The 20766-nt window shown below is 71.3% G+C and carries 19 protein-coding genes; 16 read left to right on the forward strand and 3 right to left on the reverse strand.

Annotation, left to right across the window (positions count from 1 at the left end; genetic code table 11):
• Nucleotides 1-102: 102 nt before the first annotated feature.
• Nucleotides 103-1521, forward strand: coding sequence for a sugar porter family MFS transporter (locus ACGF2Y_RS01950; protein ID WP_392942366.1), 1419 nt, complete (start codon nucleotides 103-105; stop codon nucleotides 1519-1521).
• Between the two features lie 204 nt (nucleotides 1522-1725).
• Here ACGF2Y_RS01950 and ACGF2Y_RS01955 read toward each other — a convergent pair whose 3' ends face one another.
• Nucleotides 1726-2703, reverse strand: a complete 978-nt coding sequence (locus tag ACGF2Y_RS01955) for an LLM class flavin-dependent oxidoreductase (RefSeq protein WP_392942367.1) — start codon at nucleotides 2701-2703, stop codon at nucleotides 1726-1728.
• 255 nt (nucleotides 2704-2958) lie between these two features.
• Here ACGF2Y_RS01955 and ftsY point away from each other — a divergent pair, with 255 nt between their 5' ends.
• Nucleotides 2959-4167, forward strand: a complete 1209-nt coding sequence (gene ftsY, locus ACGF2Y_RS01960) for a signal recognition particle-docking protein FtsY (RefSeq protein WP_392942368.1) — start codon at nucleotides 2959-2961, stop codon at nucleotides 4165-4167.
• A 96-nt stretch (nucleotides 4168-4263) separates the two neighbouring features.
• Here ftsY and ACGF2Y_RS01965 read toward each other — a convergent pair whose 3' ends face one another.
• Nucleotides 4264-4911 (reverse strand): bifunctional DNA primase/polymerase, encoded by a 648-nt coding sequence (locus ACGF2Y_RS01965; protein WP_392942370.1) that lies wholly within the window; start codon nucleotides 4909-4911, stop codon nucleotides 4264-4266.
• A 432-nt stretch (nucleotides 4912-5343) separates the two neighbouring features.
• Between ACGF2Y_RS01965 and ACGF2Y_RS01970 the strand changes: the two genes are divergently transcribed.
• The 5 genes from ACGF2Y_RS01970 (at nucleotide 5344) to ffh (ending at nucleotide 13220) form a co-directional block, all read left to right on the forward strand.
• Nucleotides 5344-6819, forward strand: a complete 1476-nt coding sequence (locus ACGF2Y_RS01970; protein WP_392942372.1) for a hypothetical protein — start codon at nucleotides 5344-5346, stop codon at nucleotides 6817-6819.
• Nucleotides 6820-7360: 541 nt separating this feature from the next.
• Entirely contained in the window at nucleotides 7361-8713 is a 1353-nt protein-coding gene (locus ACGF2Y_RS01975; RefSeq protein ID WP_392942374.1) for an ammonium transporter, read from the forward strand.
• Nucleotides 8710-9048, forward strand: a complete 339-nt coding sequence (locus ACGF2Y_RS01980) for a P-II family nitrogen regulator (protein WP_392942376.1) — start codon at nucleotides 8710-8712, stop codon at nucleotides 9046-9048. Before ACGF2Y_RS01975 ends, ACGF2Y_RS01980 begins: the two co-directional genes overlap by 4 nt.
• Before the next feature lie 29 nt (nucleotides 9049-9077).
• Nucleotides 9078-11540 carry a [protein-PII] uridylyltransferase gene (locus tag ACGF2Y_RS01985; protein ID WP_392942377.1) on the forward strand — a complete coding sequence of 821 codons (2463 nt, stop codon included), beginning with the start codon at nucleotides 9078-9080 and terminating at the stop codon, nucleotides 11538-11540.
• A 132-nt stretch (nucleotides 11541-11672) separates the two neighbouring features.
• Nucleotides 11673-13220, forward strand: coding sequence for a signal recognition particle protein (gene ffh / locus ACGF2Y_RS01990; RefSeq protein WP_392942379.1), 1548 nt, complete (start codon nucleotides 11673-11675; stop codon nucleotides 13218-13220).
• A gap of 75 nt (nucleotides 13221-13295) precedes the next feature.
• Here the strand turns inward: ffh and ACGF2Y_RS01995 are convergent, their stop codons facing one another.
• Nucleotides 13296-14180, reverse strand: coding sequence for a methyltransferase domain-containing protein (locus ACGF2Y_RS01995; protein WP_392942380.1), 885 nt, complete (start codon nucleotides 14178-14180; stop codon nucleotides 13296-13298).
• Between the two features lie 453 nt (nucleotides 14181-14633).
• On the opposite strand from ACGF2Y_RS01995, the gene ACGF2Y_RS02000 reads away from it, so the two are divergent.
• The 9 genes from ACGF2Y_RS02000 to lepB (ACGF2Y_RS02040) all read left to right on the forward strand — a co-directional run bounded on the left by ACGF2Y_RS02000 (nucleotide 14634) and on the right by lepB (ACGF2Y_RS02040) (nucleotide 20762).
• Nucleotides 14634-15224 carry a hypothetical protein gene (locus tag ACGF2Y_RS02000; protein ID WP_392942382.1) on the forward strand — a complete coding sequence of 197 codons (591 nt, stop codon included), beginning with the start codon at nucleotides 14634-14636 and terminating at the stop codon, nucleotides 15222-15224.
• A 157-nt stretch (nucleotides 15225-15381) separates the two neighbouring features.
• Complete coding sequence (gene rpsP / locus ACGF2Y_RS02005) at nucleotides 15382-15822, forward strand: 30S ribosomal protein S16 (protein WP_392942384.1); 441 nt, start codon at nucleotides 15382-15384, stop codon at nucleotides 15820-15822.
• A gap of 2 nt (nucleotides 15823-15824) precedes the next feature.
• Nucleotides 15825-16064 carry an RNA-binding protein gene (locus ACGF2Y_RS02010; RefSeq protein WP_073771547.1) on the forward strand — a complete coding sequence of 80 codons (240 nt, stop codon included), beginning with the start codon at nucleotides 15825-15827 and terminating at the stop codon, nucleotides 16062-16064.
• A 124-nt stretch (nucleotides 16065-16188) separates the two neighbouring features.
• Entirely contained in the window at nucleotides 16189-16776 is a 588-nt protein-coding gene (gene rimM, locus ACGF2Y_RS02015; RefSeq protein ID WP_392942386.1) for a ribosome maturation factor RimM, read from the forward strand.
• The gene (trmD, locus tag ACGF2Y_RS02020) at nucleotides 16776-17597 is read left to right on the forward strand and encodes a tRNA (guanosine(37)-N1)-methyltransferase TrmD (RefSeq protein WP_392942388.1); all 822 of its coding nucleotides are present in this window, start codon (nucleotides 16776-16778) and stop codon (nucleotides 17595-17597) included. Before rimM ends, trmD begins: the two co-directional genes overlap by 1 nt.
• Before the next feature lie 130 nt (nucleotides 17598-17727).
• Nucleotides 17728-18078, forward strand: coding sequence for a 50S ribosomal protein L19 (rplS, locus tag ACGF2Y_RS02025; protein WP_392942389.1), 351 nt, complete (start codon nucleotides 17728-17730; stop codon nucleotides 18076-18078).
• A gap of 45 nt (nucleotides 18079-18123) precedes the next feature.
• Nucleotides 18124-18894: a signal peptidase I gene (lepB, locus tag ACGF2Y_RS02030; protein WP_392942391.1), complete on the forward strand. Its 771-nt coding sequence runs from the start codon at nucleotides 18124-18126 to the stop codon at nucleotides 18892-18894.
• The gene (lepB, locus tag ACGF2Y_RS02035) at nucleotides 18887-19963 is read left to right on the forward strand and encodes a signal peptidase I (RefSeq protein WP_392942393.1); all 1077 of its coding nucleotides are present in this window, start codon (nucleotides 18887-18889) and stop codon (nucleotides 19961-19963) included. Before lepB (ACGF2Y_RS02030) ends, lepB (ACGF2Y_RS02035) begins: the two co-directional genes overlap by 8 nt.
• Nucleotides 19866-20762, forward strand: coding sequence for a signal peptidase I (gene lepB / locus ACGF2Y_RS02040; RefSeq protein ID WP_392942566.1), 897 nt, complete (start codon nucleotides 19866-19868; stop codon nucleotides 20760-20762). Before lepB (ACGF2Y_RS02035) ends, lepB (ACGF2Y_RS02040) begins: the two co-directional genes overlap by 98 nt.
• Nucleotides 20763-20766 lie beyond the last annotated feature (4 nt).

Raw genomic sequence — 20766 nt, forward strand, 5'->3', positions numbered from 1 at the left:
GCAAAGTCGATTTCGCCTTCAAGTGGTGGCGGGCCGCATGCCGTGCCCCACTGAGAAGGCTCATCCCCACGTCTGACTTGCGGCCAGGCATCAGGAGTTCACGTGACCAGCGCAGCGAACGGACCGGCGTCCGGAGCCCGAGCGGCCCATCCGGATCACCTCAGCCATGTCATCTTCATCACCGCGGCCGCCGCGATGGGCGGCTTCCTCTTCGGGTACGACAGTTCCGTCATCAACGGGGCCGTCGAGGCGATCCGGGACCGGTACGACGTCGGCTCCGGGACGCTCGCCCAGGTCATCGCCATCGCGCTGATCGGCTGTGCGATCGGCGCCGCGACCGCCGGACGGATCGCGGACCGGATCGGCCGCATCCGCTGCATGCAGATCGCCTCGGTGCTCTTCACGGTCAGCGCGGTGGGCTCCGCGCTGCCGTTCTCGCTCTGGGACCTGGCGATGTGGCGCGTCATCGGCGGCTTCGCCATCGGCATGGCCTCCGTGATCGGCCCGGCCTACATCGCCGAGGTCTCCCCGTCCGCCTACCGCGGCCGGCTCGGCTCCTTCCAGCAGGCCGCGATCGTCATCGGCATCGCCGTCTCCCAGCTGGTCAACTACGCCATCCTCCAGATCGCCGACGGCGACCAGCGCGGCGAGATCCTGGGCCTGGAGGCCTGGCAGTGGATGCTCGGTGTGGAGGTCGTCCCGGCCGTCCTGTACGGGCTGCTCTCCTTCGCCATCCCCGAGTCCCCCCGCTTCCTCATCTCGGTCGGCAAGAAGGGCCGCGCGCGGAAGATCCTGGAGGAGGTCGAAGGCAAGAACGTCGATCTCGACGCCCGCGTCGCCGAGATCGAGACCGCCATGCACCGCGAGCACAAGTCCTCCTTCAGGGACCTGCTCGGCAGCCGCTTCGGCTTCCTGCCGATCGTCTGGGTGGGCATCGGCCTGTCCCTCTTCCAGCAGCTCGTCGGCATCAACGTGGCGTTCTACTACTCGGCGACACTGTGGCAGTCCGTCGGCGTCAACCCCAGCGACTCCTTCTTCTATTCGTTCACCACGTCGATCATCAACATCATCGGTACGGTGATCGCGATGGTGCTGGTCGACCGGGTGGGCCGCAGGCCGCTGGTGCTGGTCGGATCCACCGGCATGGCCATCGCGCTCGCCGTCGAGGCGTGGGCCTTCTCCTACGACCTGGTCGACGGCAAACTCCCCAGCACCCAGGGCGTCGTCGCACTGATCGCCGCGCACACGTTCGTGCTCTTCTTCGCCCTGTCGTGGGGTGTCGTCGTCTGGGTCTTCCTGGGCGAGATGTTCCCGAACCGGATCCGGGCCGCCGCACTGGGCGTCGCCGCCTCCGCGCAGTGGATCGCCAACTGGTCCATCACCGCGAGTTTCCCGAGCCTGGCCGACTGGAACCTGTCGGGCACGTACATGATCTACACCTGCTTCGCCGTGCTCTCGATCCCCTTCGTGCTCAAGTTCGTGAAGGAGACCAAGGGCAAGGCGTTGGAGGAGATGGGCTGAGGGGGCGCCCGGTCGGCTGGGCCGGGCTCGCGTGCCCCGGCACGCGCATCTGCGGCGTTGTCGTCAATCACCAATGCTCCGCGTTGACTCAATCCTCCGCCTTGCAGCTGCACGCACCGGACCCCGCTCCCTGATCCGGCCCAGCCGACCGGACGCCCCCTGTCCCCGCTGCCCCTCTCCTCGATCGAACCGCGCTGCCCCGGCTCACCGAGCCGGGGCAGCCGGCCTTTCCAGGGCCTCGCAGAACAGCCGCAGGCTGCGCCATCCCTCCTCCACCGGCATCCCGCCGCACAGCGGATGCAGCACCAGGCTCTGCGCCCGAAGCGCCTTGAGGTCACCCGGCGTGACGATCCGATACACCCCCTCCTCGCGCAGCTCCGCCACCGTCACCGCCGCCGAGCGCACCGCCGAGCGGATGTCCTTTGACTGCCAGGAGGCGTACGTCCGCGCCTCGTGCAGCAGGTGCTCGCCGTACAGCGCCCAGGTCCGCTCCGGGTCCTCGGAGACGTGCAGCAGCGGTGTGCGCTCCGCGGGCATCACGCAGAAACCCTCGGTCCCGTGCTCCGCGCGCTGCTCGTGGTAGTACGCCTCCAGCTCCGGCAGATGCGCGCTCGGGAACAGCGGCAGCCCCAGCCGGGCCGCCCGCCGCGCCGCCGCCCGCGAGCTGCCGCCGACCAGCAGCAGCGGGTGCGGCCGCGTGTACGGGCGCGGGGTGACGCGTACCGTACGGCCCCGGTACGCGAACGGCTCCCCGGTCCACGCCGCCAGCAGCGTCTCCAGCAGCTCGTCCTGGAGCCGGCCGCGCCGCCCCCACTCGACCCCGGCCCGCTCGTACTCCTCGGGGCGGTAGCCGATCCCCGCGACCGTCACCAGACGGCCCGCGCTCAGCAGGTCCAGCACCGCGATGTCCTCCGCGAGCCGCAGCGGATCGTGCAGCGGCCCGATGACCGCCGAGAGGGTCACCGTGATCCGGCGGGTGGCGCCGAGGACCGCTCCGGCGAAAGCGAACGGGGAGGGCAGCCAGGAGTTCGCCACCCCGTGGTGCTCCTCGGTCTGCACGGTGTCGACGCCGTGCTCGTCCGCGTACGCCGACATCTCCAGGGCGGCGCGATAGCGGGCCGAGAGCGATACGGGTTCGGCTTCGGGATCGACGAGATTGAACCGGACCACTGTGAAGGCCATCAGGGGCGTCCCTTCGCCGGACGGACGGACGGGCGGGCGGGGCGGTCGGAGCGGGGCGGCGCAGACAGGGCGGGCAGTGCGGACAGGGCAGGCAGTGCGCACAGGGCGGGCGGCGGCACCGTAGCTGACTGGGCGTCAGAAGTGTAGAGGTTGGTATGCGCATTGCCGCCAAAAGGTGCATATGGGTCCGTCGGATCGCCGAGGGCCAGCCGGGGCAGCGCCCGCGGCACGGCCGTGGCCGATACTGGACGGGTTATGGAACTCGTCGAAATCGTCATCCTCGCTGTAGTCATCGCCCTGGTCGCTGTCGGCCTGGTCGGCGGGCTCGTGGTCGGCAGCCGCAAGAAGAAGCTGCCGCCCCCGCCGCCGAGCACGCCGACCATCACTCCTCCCGCCGAACCGCAGGTCGGCGAGGAGGCCGAGACGCCGCGCGACGAAGCGCGGCGCACCATCGACGAAGTCGGCCTCCCGGACGTCACCGCGCCCGTGGAGGAGGCCCCGGTCGCCGAGGCCCCAGCGCCGCCCGCGCTGGAGGTCCCCGAGCCCACCGCCGGCCGGCTCGTCCGGCTGCGGGCCCGGCTCGCCCGCTCGCAGAACTCGCTGGGCAAGGGGCTCCTCACCCTGCTCTCCCGGGACAACCTCGACGAGGACACCTGGGAGGAGATCGAGGACACCCTCCTCACCGCCGACGTCGGCGTCGCCCCCACCCAGGAACTGGTCGAGCGGCTCCGCGAGCGCGTCCGGGTGCTCGGCACCCGCACCCCCGAGGACCTGCGCACCCTGCTCCGCGAAGAGCTGATCACCCTGCTCGGCCCGGACTTCGACCGCGAGGTCAGGACCGAGGGCGGCGCCGAGACCCCGGGCGTCGTCATGGTCGTCGGCGTCAACGGCACCGGCAAGACCACCACCACCGGCAAGCTGGCCCGGGTGCTCGTCGCCGACGGCCGCAGCGTGGTGCTCGGCGCGGCCGACACCTTCCGCGCCGCCGCCGCCGACCAGCTCCAGACCTGGGGCGAGCGCGTCGGCGCCCGCACGGTCCGCGGGCCCGAGGGCGGCGACCCGGCGTCGATCGCCTACGACGCGGTCAAGGAAGGCATCGCCGAGGGTGCGGACGTCGTCCTCATCGACACCGCGGGCCGGCTGCACACCAAGACCGGCCTCATGGACGAGCTGGGCAAGGTCAAGCGCGTCGTGGAGAAGCATGGCCCGCTGGACGAGATCCTGCTGGTCCTGGACGCCACCACCGGACAGAACGGCCTCGTCCAGGCCCGGGTGTTCGCGGAGGTCGTGGACATCACCGGCATCGTCCTCACCAAGCTCGACGGCACCGCCAAGGGCGGCATCGTCATCGCGGTCCAGCGCGAGCTGGGCGTACCGGTGAAGCTGATCGGCCTCGGTGAGGGGGCGGACGACCTCGCCCCGTTCGAGCCGGGCGCCTTCGTGGACGCCCTGATCGGCGACTGACCCACGTATCCGAACCCGGCACGCCCCGTACGGCGGACGGGCGGCGGCTCCCACGAGGAGCGCGCCGCCCGTCCGCCGTTTCCGTGCCCGCCGGCCTTACGAGCGGTGGCAGATGTACGCCAGCGTCCCCAGCAGCAGCCGCGCCTGCGGGGGAGCGGCCGCCGTGTCCAGCGCCGGGGGCCGCAGCCAGCGGACCGGGCCGAGGCCGCCGAGGTCGCAGGGCGGGGCGGTGATGTGCGTCCCCGGGCCGAGAGCGCGCAGGTCGAGGGCCGCGTCGTCCCAGCCCATCCGGTAGAGCAGCTCGGGCAGCCCGGCGGCGGCCCCGGGGGCGACGAGGAACTGTGCCCGCCCGGTCGGCGTCACCGCGACCGGCCCCGACGGCAGCCCCATCCGCTCCATCCGCACCAGGGCGCGCCGCCCAGCCTGCTCCGCGACCTCCAGGACGTCGAAGGAGCGGCCCACCGGCAGCAGCATCGCCGCTCCCGGCGTCTCGGCCCAGGCGTCCGACGCCCGGTCCAGGCCGGTGCCCGCCGGGACCTCCCGGGCGAAGCCCAGCGGGTGGGCTCCCGGCGCCGGGCAGGCCGCATCGCCGCACGAGCAGGAGCCGGCCTCGGCCCGCGCCCCGGGCGTCACCGCCCAGCCCCACAGCCCTGTGTACTCGGCCACCGCCGTGCCCTCGGTGCCGCGGTGACGTCGCCGCGCACCGGATCGCATCTCCCGGATGCCGCCGATCGTGAAGCCCATGCCCCCTCCAACGGGTCCGACTCGTCGGTGGTTACGACCCGCGCTGCTCGGGTAACCCTCCGTCGCCGCAACTCGATCGAGTGGCGTGCGCGGTAGCGCGAAAGGGAGTGCGACACGGTGTGCGCGCCCCCCCCGAGTGCTTCCGTCCGCTCGCCCTCGGTCCTGATCGCTCAAGTCAAGCGCGCCCGGCGGCAGTCGGGTTCATTCGAAGGGGTGGCGAATGGTGGCGTTTTCTCAATCCTCCTCGCGGGAGGGGTGATCGTAGGATTACCGTCGGTACGCGAACCCTGGGAGTATCTGCACCCACGGGTATGCCGCAGGCAACCCGATTCCCTGTTCGATGGTGTTCAACTCCCGTACGGACAGCACCGATGCACGGCATTCTGATAATGGTTCGCGCGATGAGGTTTCAGCGGAAATGGGGGCGTTCCAGTGAGTGGCAGCGGCGCAGGCGACACGGATGCCGGAAAGCGCCCCAACGGGCAGTTGGGGTCATGGTTCGTGCGCAGTGGCTGGTCCAAGGGCGAGCTGGCACGCCAGGTGAACCGGCGAGCGCGGCAGATGGGCGCCCACCACATCAGTACCGACACCTCCCGGGTGCGGCGCTGGCTCGACGGGGAGCAGCCGCGGGAGCCGATCCCGCGCATCCTCTCCGAGCTGTTCTCTGAGCGCTTCGGCACCGTCGTGGCCGTCGAGCAGCTCGGGCTGCGCACCGCCCACCAGTCACCCTCGGTGGCCGGTGTCGACCTGCCCTGGGCCGGCCCCCAGACCGTCGCCCTGCTCAGCGAGTTCTCCCGCAGCGACCTGATGCTCGCCCGGCGCGGATTCCTCGGCAGCTCGCTGGCACTGGCCGCCGGGCCCGCCCTCATCGAGCCGATGCAGCGCTGGCTGGTGCCCGTTCCCACCCAGGACCCCGGTGAGCCGGAGTCCGCGGCCACCGCCCACCGCCCCTCCAGGCTCTCCCGGCCCGAGCTGGACCTGCTGGAGTCGACCACCGCCATGTTCCGGCAGTGGGACGCCCAGTGCGGCGGCGGACTGCGCCGCAAGGCCGTCGTCGGGCAGCTGCACGAGGTCACCGACCTGCTCCAGGAGCCCCAGCCGGGACCCACCGCCCAGCGGCTCTTCCGCTGCGCCGCCGAACTGGCCGAGCTGGCGGGCTGGATGAGCTACGACGTCGGCCTCCAGCCCACCGCCCAGAAGTACTTCGTGCTCGCCCTGCACGCCGCCAAGGAGGCCGGGGACAAGCCGCTCGGCAGCTACATCCTGTCCAGCATGAGCCGCCAGATGATCCACCTGGGCCGCCCCGACGACGCCCTGGAGCTGATCCACCTCGCGCAGTACGGCAGCCGCGACTGCGCCACCTCCCGTACGCAGGCCATGCTGTATGCGATGGAGGCCCGCGCCTACGCCAACATGGGCCAGCCCAGCAAGTGCAAGCGGGCCGTCCGGATGGCCGAGGACACCTTCCTGGACGCCGGTCTCGACGGCGAGCCCGAGCCCGACTGGATCCGCTTCTTCTCCGAGGCCGAGCTGAACGGGGAGAACGCCCACTCCTACCGCGACCTGGCCTATGTCGCCGGCCGCAGTCCCACCTACGCCTCGCTCGCCCAGCCCGTCATGGACAAGGCCGTCGAGCTGTTCGGCGAGGACGACGAGCACCAGCGTTCCTACGCGCTCAACCTCATCGGCATGGCCACCGTCCACCTCCTCCAGCGCGAGCCCGAGGAGTCCACCGTGCTCGCCACCCGCGCCCTGAAGATCGCCAAGAAGGTCCGCTCCGAGCGGGTGAACACCCGCCTGCGCAAGACCGTCGACACCGCTGCCAGGGACTTCGGTGATGTCGCCGACGTCGCCCGGCTCACCGAGCTGCTCCACGAACAGCTGCCGGAGACCGCCGAAGCGGTCTGACCGGCCCCCCGGCCCCGGCCGCGGCACCCCTTCCGTACAGCCCGACTCGGCTCCCCCATTGCCTGGTCACACGGAGGGGTGCCGTGGCCGGTTTCGTGTTCTTCCGGCCCTTGGGCGTTTCAACCGCACCGTATGCGGCCTGCGCGGCACTAGGGCCTGTATCGAAAGTCCCGCCTGCTCGGCGACGCCTGGCACGCACGCTCGCCGCGTTGTCGGGATCACCCCGATACATCCAGTATCGGGGCGACCCTCCGCCTTGCGATCGCACGCACCGGACCCCGCTCCCTGACCCGGCCTGATCCAAGCGAGAGGCCCTGGCCAGGGCACCGGGCGCGCCACCCCGGATTCATTCGGCCGTAACACGCGATCCCTGTTCGTCACGCTCGCGAAACATCGTGCGGCATCCCCGGAAACGGTGCTCGGCCAATCTCATGGCGCACAGGGGGTGTCCGGCGGACGCCCTCCGACCGGCCCGCACCTTCCAGTGGTTCCGCAGCATTCCCCCGCACGCCGCGGCCGCACCGACGACGAGGAGACGCCGATGCCCCCAGGCATCACGACGCTTGCCGCAGACGCCCCTGAGCTGTCTGCCGCCAACACCGGGTTCATGCTCATCTGCACGGCCCTGGTGATGCTCATGACCCCCGGCCTGGCCTTCTTCTACGGAGGCATGGTCCGCGTCAAGAGCACCCTCAACATGCTGATGATGAGCTTCATCAGCCTCGGGATCGTCACGATCCTGTGGGTGCTCTACGGATTCAGCCTCGCCTTCGGCTCCGACATCGGCTCGGTCGTCGGATGGAACTCCGACTACCTGGGCCTGAGCGGCATCGGACTCAACGAGCTGTGGGACGGCACCACCATCCCGGTGTACGTCTTCGCCGCCTTCCAGTTGATGTTCGCCGTCCTCACCCCGGCCCTGATCAGCGGCGCGCTCGCCGACCGCGTGAAGTTCACCGCGTGGGCGCTGTTCATCGTCCTGTGGGTCAGCGTCGTCTACTTCCCCGTCGCCCACTGGGTCTGGGGTTCGGGCGGCTGGCTCTTCGAGATGGGCGTCATCGACTTCGCCGGCGGCACGGCCGTCCACATCAACGCCGGTGCCGCGGCCCTCGGCGTGATCTTCGTCATCGGCAAGCGCGTCGGCTTCAAGAAGGACCCGATGCGGCCGCACAGCCTGCCGCTCGTCATGCTCGGCGCGGCCCTCCTGTGGTTCGGCTGGTTCGGCTTCAACGCCGGATCCTGGCTCGGCAACGACGACGGCGTCGGCGCGGTCATGTTCCTGAACACCCAGGTCGCCACCGCCGCAGCCGTCCTCGGCTGGCTGATCTACGAGAAGCTCCGCCACGGCTCCTTCACCACGCTCGGCGCCGCCTCCGGCGCGGTCGCGGGCCTCGTCGCCATCACCCCCGCGGGTGGCTCCGTCAGCCCGCTCGGCGCCATCGCGATCGGCGCCATCGCCGGTGTCCTGTGCGCCATGGCGGTCGGCCTGAAGTACAAGTTCGGCTACGACGACTCCCTGGACGTCGTCGGCGTCCACCTCGTCGGCGGCATCATCGGTTCCGTCCTGGTCGGCTTCTTCGCCACCGGCGGTGTCCAGTCCGACGCCAAGGGCCTCTTCTACGGCGGCGGTGTCGAACAGCTCGGCAAGCAGGTCGTCGGCGTCGTCGCGGTCCTCGCGTACTCTCTGCTCGTCTCCGGCCTCATCGCCCTGCTGCTCCACAAGACCATCGGGATGCGGGTCTCCGAGGACGACGAGATCTCCGGCATCGACCAGGTCGAGCACGCGGAGACGGCCTACGACTTCAGCGGCGCCGGCGGCGGCACGGTCTCCCGCACCACCGCCCCCGCGACGGACCCGACGGCAGCACCGAAGACAAAGAAGGTGGACGCATGAAGCTCATCACCGCGGTCGTGAAGCCCCACCGGCTGGACGAGATCAAGGAGGCCCTCCAGGCCTTCGGCGTCCAGGGGCTCACCGTCACCGAAGCCAGCGGTTACGGGCGCCAGCGCGGCCACACCGAGGTCTACCGGGGCGCCGAGTACACCGTCGACCTGGTGCCCAAGATCCGCATCGAGGTCCTCGTCGAGGACGAGGACGCCGAACAGCTCATCGAGGTCGTCGTCAAGGCCGCCCGCACCGGCAAGATCGGGGACGGCAAGGTCTGGAGCATTCCGGTCGAGACCGCCGTCCGCGTACGGACCGGCGAGCGCGGCCCGGACGCCCTCTGACCGACGGCCCGCAAACGGAAGGCAGCTGGGTGACGCGTACCGAAGTGACCACCGAAACCGAAGGCTCGGGACCCAGCGGCTACGCGGCGGCCCGGCTGCGCCTCCTCCAGCAGGAGGCGCGGTCCGGGCCGCCGCGCCGTGCGGCCCTCGCCCACCTCACAGACGACTGGCTCACCGGCCTGTTCACCGCCGCCGCGGCACACGCCGGGGTGCGCGGCGCCGCCCTCGTCGCCGTCGGCGGCTACGGCCGCGGCGAGCTCTCCCCACGCAGCGACCTCGACCTGCTCCTCCTGCACGACGGCAGCGCCGACGCGGCGGCCCTCGCCGCCCTCGCCGACGGCATCTGGTACCCGGTCTGGGACCTGGGCCTGGCCCTCGACCACTCCGTACGCACCCCCGGTGAGGCCCGGAGAACGGCGGGCGAGGACCTCAAGGTCCAGCTCGGCCTGCTGGACGCCCGCCCGGTCGCCGGCGACGTCGGCCTCGTCGCCTCCCTGCGCACCACGATCCTCGCGGACTGGCGCAACCAGGCCCCCAAACGCCTCCCCGCCCTCCATGAGCTCTGCCAGGAACGCGCGGAACGGACGGGCGAGCTCCAGTTCCTCCTGGAACCCGACCTCAAGGAGGCCCGAGGCGGCCTCCGCGACGTCACCGCCCTGCGCGCGGTGGCCGCGTCCTGGGTCGCCGACGCCCCCCGCGAAGGACTCGCCGAGGCCCGCGGGGTCCTCCTCGACGCCCGCGACGCCCTCCACCTCACCACCGGGCGCGCCACCGACCGGCTGGCCCTCCAGGAACAGGACCAGGTCGCCGAGGCCCTCGGCCTGCTCGACGCCGACGTACTGCTGCGCAAGGTCTACGAGGCCGCCCGCACCGTCTCGTACGCCACCGACGTCACCTGGCGCGAGGTCAACCGGGTGCTGCGCGCCCGCTCGGTCCGCCCCCGGCTCCGCGCCATGCTCAGCGGCGGCCGAGGCTCCGCCAGGCCCGCCCCCGAGCGCACCCCGCTCGCCGACGGTGTGGTGGACGCGGACGGCGAAGTGGTCCTCGCCCGCGCCGCCCGCCCCGAACGCGACCCGGTCCTCACCCTGCGCGCCGCCGCTGCCGCCGCCGAGGCCGGACTCCCGCTCTCCCGCCACCTCGTCCGCCACCTGGCCGCCACCGCCCGGCCGCTGCCGGTTCCCTGGCCCCCCGAGGCCCGCGAGGAACTCGTCACGCTGCTCGGCGCGGGGGAGGCCACCGTCGGCGTCTGGGAGGCGCTCGAAGCGGAAGGGATCATCACCCGGCTGCTGCCCGACTGGGAACGCGTCCACTGCCGCCCCCAGCGCAACGCCGTGCACACCTGGACCGTCGACCGGCACCTCGTTCAGACCGCCGTCCGCGCCGCCTCCCTCACCCGCCGCGTCCACCGCCCCGACCTCCTCCTGGTCGCCGCCCTGCTCCACGACATCGGCAAGGGCTGGCCCGGCGACCACTCCGTGGCCGGCGAGGTCATCGCCCGGGACATGGCCACCCGCATCGGCTTCGACAAGCACGACGTGGGCGTCATCGCCACCCTCGTACGCCACCATCTGCTGCTCGTCGAGACCGCCACCCGGCGCGACCTGGACGATCCCGCCACCGTGCGGTCGGTCGCCGCCGCCGTCTCCACCACCTCCACCCTGGAGCTGCTGCACGCCCTCACCGAGGCCGACGCGCTCGCCACCGGCCCCGCAGCCTGGAGCTCCTGGCGCGCCTCTCTCGTCACGGACCTGGTCAAACGCGTCGCCGCCGTCCTCGCCGGAGAGTTCCCCGAAGAGCCCGAGGAGGCCGCGACCGGCGCCGAGCACGAACGCCTCGCCATCGAGGCCCTGCGCACCGGCGAACCCGTCCTCGCCCTGCACACCCAGCCCGAGGAGCCCGCCGGCGACGGCGAAGTGGAACCCGTCGGCGTCGAACTCCTCATCGCCCTGCCCGACCGTCCCGGCGTCCTGCCCGCCGCCGCCGGAGTCCTCGCCCTGCACCGCCTCACCGTCCGCGCCGCCGACCTGCGCGCGGTGGAGCTGCCCAACGAGCTGGGGGAGCGGGCGGACCTGCTGCTGCTCAGCTGGCGGGTCTCCGCAGAGTACGGGTCCCTCCCGCAGGCCGCCCGCCTCCGCGCCGACCTCGTACGCGCCCTCGACGGCTCCCTGGACATCCGCGCCCGCCTCGCCGAGCGCGAGGCCGCCTACCCGCGCCGGCGCGGCGTGAAAGCCCCGCCGCCCCGGGTGACCGTGGCCGCCGCGGGCTCCCGCCGTGCCACCGTCATCGAGGTCCGCGCCCAGGACGCCCCGGGCCTGCTGCACCGGATCGGCCGGGCCCTGGAACGGAGTGCGGTACGGGTGCGGAGCGCCCATGTCTCCACCCTCGGCGCCAACGCCGTGGACGCCTTCTACGTCACCGGGACCGACGGCGGACCCCTGCCCCCGGCCCGCGCCGCCGAGGTCGCCCGGGAGGTCGAGAAGGCCCTCGGCTGACCCGCTGCGACACCGCCGCCCAGTCCTCGCCGGACCTCAGTTCCGGGCGAGGGCTTGGTGTTCTCCGGGGGACGGATACCCTGGAGGGCGACTGACCTGCCACGCCCCCGACCCTGAGGACCGACGAGCGCCGTGTTCGATACTCTCTCCGACCGCCTTAGCGCGACTTTCAAGAACCTCAGGGGCAAGGGCCGCTTGTCCGAGGCGGACATCGACGCCACGGCACGCGAGATCCGTATCGCCCTGCTGGAAGCCGACGTCGCCCTGCCCGTGGTGCGGGCCTTCATCGCCAACGTGAAGGAGCGGGCGCGCGGCGTCGAGGTCTCCCAGGCGCTGAACCCCGCCCAGCAGGTCGTCAAGATCGTCAACGAGGAGCTCGTCTCCATCCTCGGCGGCGAGACCCGGCGGCTGCGGTTTGCCAAGACCGCGCCCACCGTGATCATGCTCGCCGGCCTCCAGGGCGCGGGCAAGACGACGCTGGCCGGAAAGCTCGGCCTCTGGCTCAAGGGCCAGGGCCACTCCCCGCTGCTCGTCGCCTGCGACCTCCAGCGCCCCAACGCCGTCAACCAGCTGAGCGTCGTCGCCGAGCGCGCCGGCGTCGCCGTGTACGCCCCCGAGCCGGGCAACGGCGTCGGCGATCCGGTCCAGGTCGCCAAGGACTCCATCGAGTTCGCCAGGGCCAAGGTCCACGACATCGTCATCGTCGACACCGCCGGCCGCCTCGGCATCGACCAGGAGCTGATGCGGCAGGCCGCGGACATCCGCGACGCCGTCAGCCCCGACGAGATCCTCTTCGTCGTCGACGCGATGATCGGTCAGGACGCGGTCAACACCGCCGAGGCCTTCCGCGACGGCGTCGGCTTCGACGGCGTGGTGCTCTCCAAGCTCGACGGCGACGCCCGCGGCGGTGCGGCCCTGTCGATCGCCCACGTCACGGGCAAGCAGGTCATGTTCGCGTCGAACGGCGAGAAGCTGGAGGACTTCGACGCGTTCCACCCGGACCGGATGGCCTCCCGCATCCTCGACATGGGTGACCTGCTCACCCTGATCGAGCAGGCGGAGAAGACGTTCAGCCAGGAAGAGGCCGCCAAAATGGCCTCCAAGCTGTCGTCGAGCAAGGGCGGCAAGGACTTCACGCTCGACGACTTCCTGGCCCAGATGGAGCAGGTCCGCAAGATGGGCTCCATCTCCAAGCTGCTCGGGATGCTGCCCGGCATGGGGCAGATCAAGGACCAGATCAACAACATCGACGAGCGCGACATCGACCGCACCGCCGCGATCATCAAGTCGATGACCCCCAAGGAGCGCGCCGAGCCGACGCTCATCAACGGCTCGCGCCGGGCCCGTATCGCCAAGGGTTCGGGCGTCGAGGTCTCCGCGGTCAAGAGCCTGGTGGAGCGCTTCTTCGAGGCCCGCAAGATGATGTCGAAGATGGCCCAGGGCGGCGGCATGCCCGGGATGCCGGGGATGCCCGGCATGGGCGGCGGCCCCGGCCGTCAGAAGAAGCAGGTCAAGCAGGCCAAGGGCAAGCGCAAGAGCGGCAACCCCATGAAGCGCAAGGCCGAGGAGGCCGCCGCCGCCGAGCGCCGCGAGCAGGCGGCCCAGGGCGGCGCGTTCGGTCTGCCCGCCCAGGAGGACAAGAGCTTCGAGCTGCCGGACGAGTTCAAGAAGTTCATGTAGCGGGACCCGAGCACCACGCGTAAGGGGCGCCCTCTCTCAAGGGCGCCCCTTACGTATGTCGTGCTGTCCGTCCGCTCAGGTCACACAGACCAGATAGCGGAAGACGTTCGGCATCCACACCGTGCCGTCCTGCCGCCGGTACGGATGCAGGGCCTCCGCGACCTCCTTCTCCACCTGGGAGCGGTCCGTGGCCCGTACGGCGGCGTCGAAGAGCCCGGTGGACAGCAGCCCGCGCACCGCGCTGCCTATGTCCGCGTAGCCGAACGGGCAGGACACCCGCCCCGAACCGTCCGGCTTCAGCCCGGCCCGCGCCGCCACGTCCTCCAGGTCGTCCCGGAGCGTGGGCCGCCACCTGCCGGGCTCCGTACGCGGCGGACGCGCGGAGTCCGCGAGCCGTGCGGCCACCCGCAGCACCGCGGCCGTGGCGCACCGCTCCGGCGGCCCCCAGCCGGTCAGCACCACGGTGGCGCCCCGGACGGCCAGCGGCACGGCCGACCGCAGCGCCGGCACCAGACCCTCGGAGTCCCCGGCCGCGCAGCCGATCGGCTCGAAGACCGTGATCAGGTCGTACGGAGTGCCGTCCGCGCCGGCGGGCGCGGGCCGCCCGTCCTCCAGCAGCCGGGCCCGGCGGCGGGCCGGGTGCGGGGAATGCGCGGGCGCGTCGTTCCAGCCGGCATCGGGCAGCAGCCGCGCGCGGGCCAGCGCCAGCCGCTCCCGGTCGGAGTCCACACCCGTGACGTGCGCCCCCCGTGCCGCCGCGACGAGCATCGCGAGGCCCGAGCCGCAGCCGAGGGACAGCATCCGGGTGTCGGCCCCGACTTCCATCCGGTCGTACACCGCCTCGTACAGCGGCGCGAGCATGCGTTCCTGGATCTCGGCCCAGTCGCGTGCGCGGGTACCGGCGTCCGCCGGCGCGGAGGCATCCGCGGCCAGGTGGTTCCGGACGAGCGTTGGTGTCATGGAAAGTGCCCCAATCCGCCAAGAGGTCGGTCGTGCCCGAGTGGACGTCCCCCGTGTGCGCGTGTTCCGCACCCCCCGTAGCCAGAGAACTGCGCATCCGCCGTTCCGTCCAGGGGTCGTGGAGCAGTGTTTGCGTGCCCCGGCCGTGCGCCCCGTCCCACGTCTGCTCTCCGACCAGTCTTACCCGACACCCCGCGCCGGGCACGTCGAGCGCGGGAGCGGGTAGTCTCTCGGGCGGATTCGTCAGGACCGCGGGCCGCCCGCGCACCTCACATCCGAAGCGCCGGGCGTACCGCACGCTGTGCACCACCTTGGTGCGAGCTGAGCGTCTTCTCCGCAGTTCTGCGTACCCGCCCTCGTCCGGACGCATCAACGGCAACTGACTGGTACGTGCAAATTATTTGGGATGCCCCGGAATAGGAACACCGGGGCACTCGGGCTCGTTGTCACGACGTGAGCACGACACCACCTGTACTAGCCGCAGAGCTGGCACAGGCGTGGGCCGACATTCAGCGGTACCACGCCGAGCTGCCCGATCTTGCCGCGCCCGAGTCCCTGATCGGAGAGTCGTCGTCCGCCTGTGGCGCCGAGCTCTCCTTCGAACGACTGCTCCATGAGGCAGTCCATGGCATCGCCGCCGCGAGAGGAGTCAGAGATACCTCCCGCGCCGGCCGCTACCACAACCGACGCTTCCTCGCGATCGCCGAGGAGCTGGGCCTCGATCATGCCGAGGAACCCCATCCCAGCAGCGGATTCTCGCTGGTCACGCTGAATCCGGAAGCCAAGCGCCGGTACCGCCCGACCATCGAACGGCTGCAGCGCGCCCTCAAGGCGCACACCGTCGCCACCGCCGCCGACACCAAGCGCTCCTTCCGTGGACCTGCCGCCCGGCACGGTTCCTCCGGAGGCGGTGTGCGGGTCAAGGCCGTCTGCGACTGCGGACGCAACGTCCGCGTCGTCCCGTCGGTCCTGGCGCAGGCGCCGATCGTCTGCGGCGGCTGTGGCAAGCCGTTCCGGATCCCGGAAGCGGTCGCGGTGGGGTGAGCCGACGGCGTGTGGCACAATGGCTAGCTGTACTCGACAGTCGCACAGGACCCCTCTCTCCTCCGGCTGACGCGTCCATCGGGCACGCCGAGTACCGCAACCCCACGTGGCATCTTGTTGTGCCCAACCACGTCATAGACCAGGAGACACCACTTCCGTGGCAGTCAAGATCAAGCTGAAGCGTCTGGGCAAGATCCGTTCGCCTCACTACCGCATCGTCGTCGCCGACTCCCGTACCCGCCGTGATGGCCGGGCCATCGAGGAGATCGGCCTGTACCACCCGGTGCAGAACCCCTCGCGCATCGAGGTCAACGCAGAGCGCGCGCAGTACTGGCTGTCCGTCGGCGCCCAGCCGACCGCGCCGGTCCTCGCGATCCTGAAGCTCACCGGTGACTGGCAGGCCCACAAGGGCCTCCCGGCCCCCGCGCCGCTGCTGCAGCCGGAGCCCAAGGCTGACAAGCGCGCACTGTTCGAGGCGCTGACCTCGGACGGCGACGAGGCCAAGGGTGAGGCCATCACTCCCAAGGCCAAGAAGTCCGACAAGAAGGCGGACGAGGCGGCTGAGGCTCCCTCGTCCACCGAGTCGACCGAGGCCTGAGCATGCTCGAGGAGGCTCTCGAGCACCTCGTGAAGGGCATCGTCGACAACCCCGACGACGTGCAGGTTGCCGAGCGCACCCTGCGCCGCGGGCGCGTGCTGGAGGTCCGGGTCCACCCCGAAGACCTCGGCAAGGTGATCGGCCGTAACGGCCGCACCGCTCGCGCTCTGCGTACGGTCGTGGGTGCCATCGGCGGCCGTGGGATCCGCGTCGACCTCGTCGATGTGGACCAGGTTCGCTGATAAGCGAGTTGAACACCGGCCAGGGCCGGGGAGGGCCTTCGGGCCGTCCCCGGCCTTTGTCGTCGGCCACCCGGACGTTTCCGCGACCGGCCGGCGTCCCGCACCCCATCAATCGGAGAACAGCGTGCAGTTGGTAGTCGCGCGGATCGGCCGCGCCCACGGCATCAAGGGCGAGGTCACCGTCGAGGTACGAACGGACGAGCCGGAGCTGCGGCTCGGACCCGGTGCCGTCCTGGCCACCGAACCGGCGGAGACGGGTCCGCTGACGATCGAGACGGGCCGGGTCCACAGCGGCCGGCTCCTGCTGCGCTTCGAGGGTGTGCGCGACCGCACGGGCGCCGAGGCCCTGCGCAACACCCTGCTGATCGCCGAGGTGGACCCGGAGGAGCTCCCCGAGGACCCCGAGGAGTTCTACGACCACCAGCTGATCGACCTCGACGTGGTCCTCGCCGACGGCACCGGGGTCGGCCGGATCACCGAGATCTCCCATCTGCCCTCGCAGGACCTGTTCATCGTGGAGCGCCCCGACGGCTCCGAGGTGATGATCCCCTTCGTGGAGGAGATCGTCACGGAGATCGACCTGGAGGAGCAGCGCGCGGTCATCACCCCGCCGCCAGGCCTGATCGACGAGAGCGAGGCCGTGGTCGCCTCCTCGCGCGACGAGGAGGAGCCCCCCGGGGACGCGGGCGAGGCGCCGAAGGACGACGTCTGATGCGGCTCGACGTCGTCACGATCTTCCCGGAGTACCTGGAACCGCTGAACGTCTCCCTCGTCGGCAAGGCCCGCGCCCGCGGTGTGCTGGACGTCCATGTCCACGACCTGCGGGAGTGGACGTACGACCGGCACAACACGGTCGACGACACCCCCTACGGCGGCGGTCCCGGCATGGTCATGAAGACCGAGCCCTGGGGCGAGGCGCTGGACGAGGCCCTGGCCGACGGCTACGAGGCCGGGGCGCACGCCCCGGTGCTCGTCGTGCCCACGCCCAGCGGCCGTCCGTTCACCCAGGAACTGGCCGTCGAACTCTCCGCCGAGCCCTGGCTGGTCTTCACCCCGGCGCGGTACGAGGGCATCGACCGCCGGGTGATCGACGAGTACGCCACCCGGCTGCGGGTCGTCGAGGTCTCCATCGGGGACTACGTGCTGGCCGGCGGGGAAGCGGCCGTCCTGGTGATCACGGAGGCCGTGGCCCGGCTGCTGCCCGGCGTCCTCGGCAACGCCGAGTCCCACCGGGACGACTCCTTCGCCCCGGGCGCGATGGCGAACCTCCTGGAGGGCCCCGTCTACACCAAGCCGCCCGAGTGGCGCGGCCGGTCCATCCCGGACGTCCTGCTCAGCGGCCACCACGGGAAGATCGCGCGCTGGCGGCGGGACCAGGCCTTCGCCAGGACAGCCCTCAACCGGCCCGACCTGATCGAGCGGTGCGAGGCGAGCGCCTTCGACAAGAAGGACCGCGAGATCCTCTCCATCCTCGGTTTCGCGCCGGATCCCGGCGGCCGATTTTGGCGCAGGCCCACCGCCGTGGAAGAATAGGCCGCTGCTGTACGTCCGGTGTGCGCCCCTGCCACAGGGGGAAAGACGCCCGCCCGACGCGATCAGCACTCCGAACTCTTCAACGAGATTCCGTCGATGACCTGTGGCATCGGCGAAGAAAGCAGAAACCATGTCTTCCCTGCTCGATGGCGTCAACGCCGCCTCCGTCCGTACGGACCTCCCGGCGTTCCGCGCCGGTGACACCGTCAACGTCCACGTGCGCGTGATCGAGGGCAACCGCTCCCGTATCCAGCAGTTCAAGGGCATTGTCATCCGCCGCCAGGGCTCGGGCGTCAGCGAGACCTTCACGGTCCGCAAGGTCTCCTTCAGCGTCGGCGTCGAGCGCACCTTCCCGGTGCACAGCCCGATCTTCGAGAAGATCGAGCTCGTCACCCGCGGTGACGTCCGTCGCGCCAAGCTGTACTTCCTCCGTGAGCTGCGCGGCAAGGCCGCGAAGATCAAGGAGAAGCGCGACAACTGAGCTGCCGCCCGCGTGCACAGCCCGGCCGGATAGGCTTCGGCCGCGATGGACACGCAAGCACAGCACTCGGAGCGCGACCGCTCCTCGGAATCCGACACGGGGTCCGAGGAGAGGTCGCGCTTTTCGCGTATGAGGGCCCGCGTCGCCTCCGCGCTGTCCTGGCGGCGGGTGCTCGCCGGGGCGGTCCTGGCCACCGTCGCCCTGCTGCTGTTCAGCTCCTACGTGGTCCAGCCCTTCCTGATCCCCAGCCGCTCGATGGAGCCCACGCTGGAGGTCGGGGACCGGATTCTCGTCAACAAGCTGGCGTACCGTTTCGGCTCCGAGCCGGAGCGCGGCGACGTGGTCGTCTTCGACGGCACCGGCTCGTTCGTACGGGAGGACCTCGACGCGAACCCCCTGACCGCTCTGGTGCGCGGGGCGGCGGCCTCCCTGGGGCTCGCGCAGCCCGCCGACACCGACTTCGTGAAGCGGGTGGTGGGTGTGGGCGGCGACCGCGTCGTCTGCTGCGACGCACGGGGGAGACTCGCGGTCAACGGCACAGCGGTGGACGAGCCGTATCTGTACCCCGGTGACACCGCCTCCCGGGTGCCCTTCGACATCGTGGTGCCCGCCGGGGCCCTGTGGATGATGGGCGACCACCGCAGCCGCTCCAGCGACTCCCGGGACCGTCTCGGATCGCCCGGCGGCGGAATGGTCCCCGTCGAGCGGGTGACCGGCCGGGTGGACTGGCTGGGCTGGCCGCCGGCCCGGACGGGCTCGCTGGAGGGGACCGGTGCCTTCGACGGCGTACGGGCGCCCGGCGGAGCGCATGGGTAGCCGCGGACGTCCGCGCGGAGCGCCCGACCCCGAGGCGCCCCTGCCGGCCGGGGCCGGGCCCACCGGGCCGCGCTCGCTGCCCACCCGGGCGGAACGCCGCCGGCTCGCCAGGAAGGTCCGGCGCAAGCGCCGCGGGTCCGCGGTGCGGGAGATACCCGTCCTCGTCGTCGTGGCCCTGCTGATCGCGCTCGTCCTGAAGACGTTCCTGGTCCAGGCGTTCGTCATCCCGTCCGGGTCGATGGAGCAGACCATCCGGATCGGCGACCGGGTGCTCGTGGACAAGCTGACCCCGTGGTTCGGATCGAAGCCGCAGCGCGGTGACGTCGTGGTGTTCAAGGACCCCGGCGGCTGGCTCCAGCAGGAGAACGCCGGGCAGAAGAAGGACCCGCCGATCGGCGTCAAGCAGGTCACCGAGCTGCTGACCTTCATCGGGCTGCTGCCGTCCGACGACGAGCAGGACCTGATCAAACGCGTCATCGCGGTCGGCGGCGACACCGTGAAGTGCTGCGGCGAGGACGGCCGGGTCACCGTCAACGGCGTACCGCCGGCCGAGACGTATCTCCACCCCGACGACCGGCCATCGGCCATCTCGTTCGAGGTGATGGTGCCCGAGGGCCGGCTGTTCGTGATGGGGGACCACCGGTCCGACTCCGCCGACTCCCGCTTCCATCTCGACGAACCCGACCGGGGCACGGTCGCGGAGGAGGAGGTCGTGGGGCGGGCCGTCGTGATCGCCTGGCCGTTCGGCCACTGGAGCACTCTGGAGGAGCGCGACGCCTTCACCGCGGTCCCGGACTCGCGTGCATCGGAGGCAGCGGTTCCGACAGCGTCGAATAGTGTGGCACCTCCGGATCGCTATGGAATGGTCCGGATCCCGATCCCTGCGGAACTCCCGCTCGTTATGGGAGTGGTGGGCCTGCACCGGATCGGGCGCGGGCAGTGGCACGTATTGAGGAGTGGATGTGGGGGATTTGGCGGTCGGCGCACGATCCGGACACGACGAACCCGAGGACCGGCCCGAGCGCGACGGGTCTTCCGCGGGCGGGGCGGCGGTCCCGCCGGAGGGTGAGGGCGACACCCCGGGCGACGGCGGTGGCAAGCCCCCCAGGAAGCAGCGTTCCTTCTGGCTGGAGCTGCCGCTGCTCGTCGGCATCGCCCTGGTTCTGGCGCTGCTGATCAAGACGTTCCTGGTCCAGGCGTTCTCGATCCCCTCGGACTCCATGCAGAACACTCTGCAGCGGGGCGACCGGGTCCTGGTCGACAAGCTGACCCCGTGGTTCGGCTCGGAGCCGGAGCGCGGCGAGGTCGTGGTCTTCCACGACCCGGGCGGCTGGCTGCAGGACACCGAGACTCCGGAGCCCAACGTGGCGCAGAAGTTCCTGAGCTTCATCGGCCTGATGCCGTCCTCCGAGGAGCAGGACCTGATCAAGCGGGTCATCGCGGTCGGCGGCGACACCGTGGAATGCAAGGAGAACGGGCCGGTCACGGTCAACGGGAAGAGCCTGGACGAGAAGTCGTTCATCTTCCCGGGGAACACCCCGTGCAATGACAAGCCCTTCGGTCCGATCGAGGTGCCGGACGGCCGGATCTTCGTCATGGGCGATCACCGGCAGAACTCCCTGGACTCGCGCTACCACCAGGAGCTCCCGGGCCAGGGCACGGTCTCCACGGACGAGGTCGTCGGCCGTGCCGTCGGTATCGCCTGGCCGCTGGGCCGCTGGTCGACGCTTCCGGTCCCGGACACCTTCGACCAGCCCGGTCTGAACGCGGCCGCCGCGATGGCGCCGGCGGCACTGGGCGTGGCCGGAGCGCTGCCCTTCGTGCTGTGGCGCCGCCGGAGGCTGACCGCCGGGCGTACCGCCGGGTAGGGTG

This window comes from Streptomyces sp. NPDC048142, from assembly GCF_043202835.1.
GTDB lineage: Bacteria > Actinomycetota > Actinomycetes > Streptomycetales > Streptomycetaceae > Streptomyces.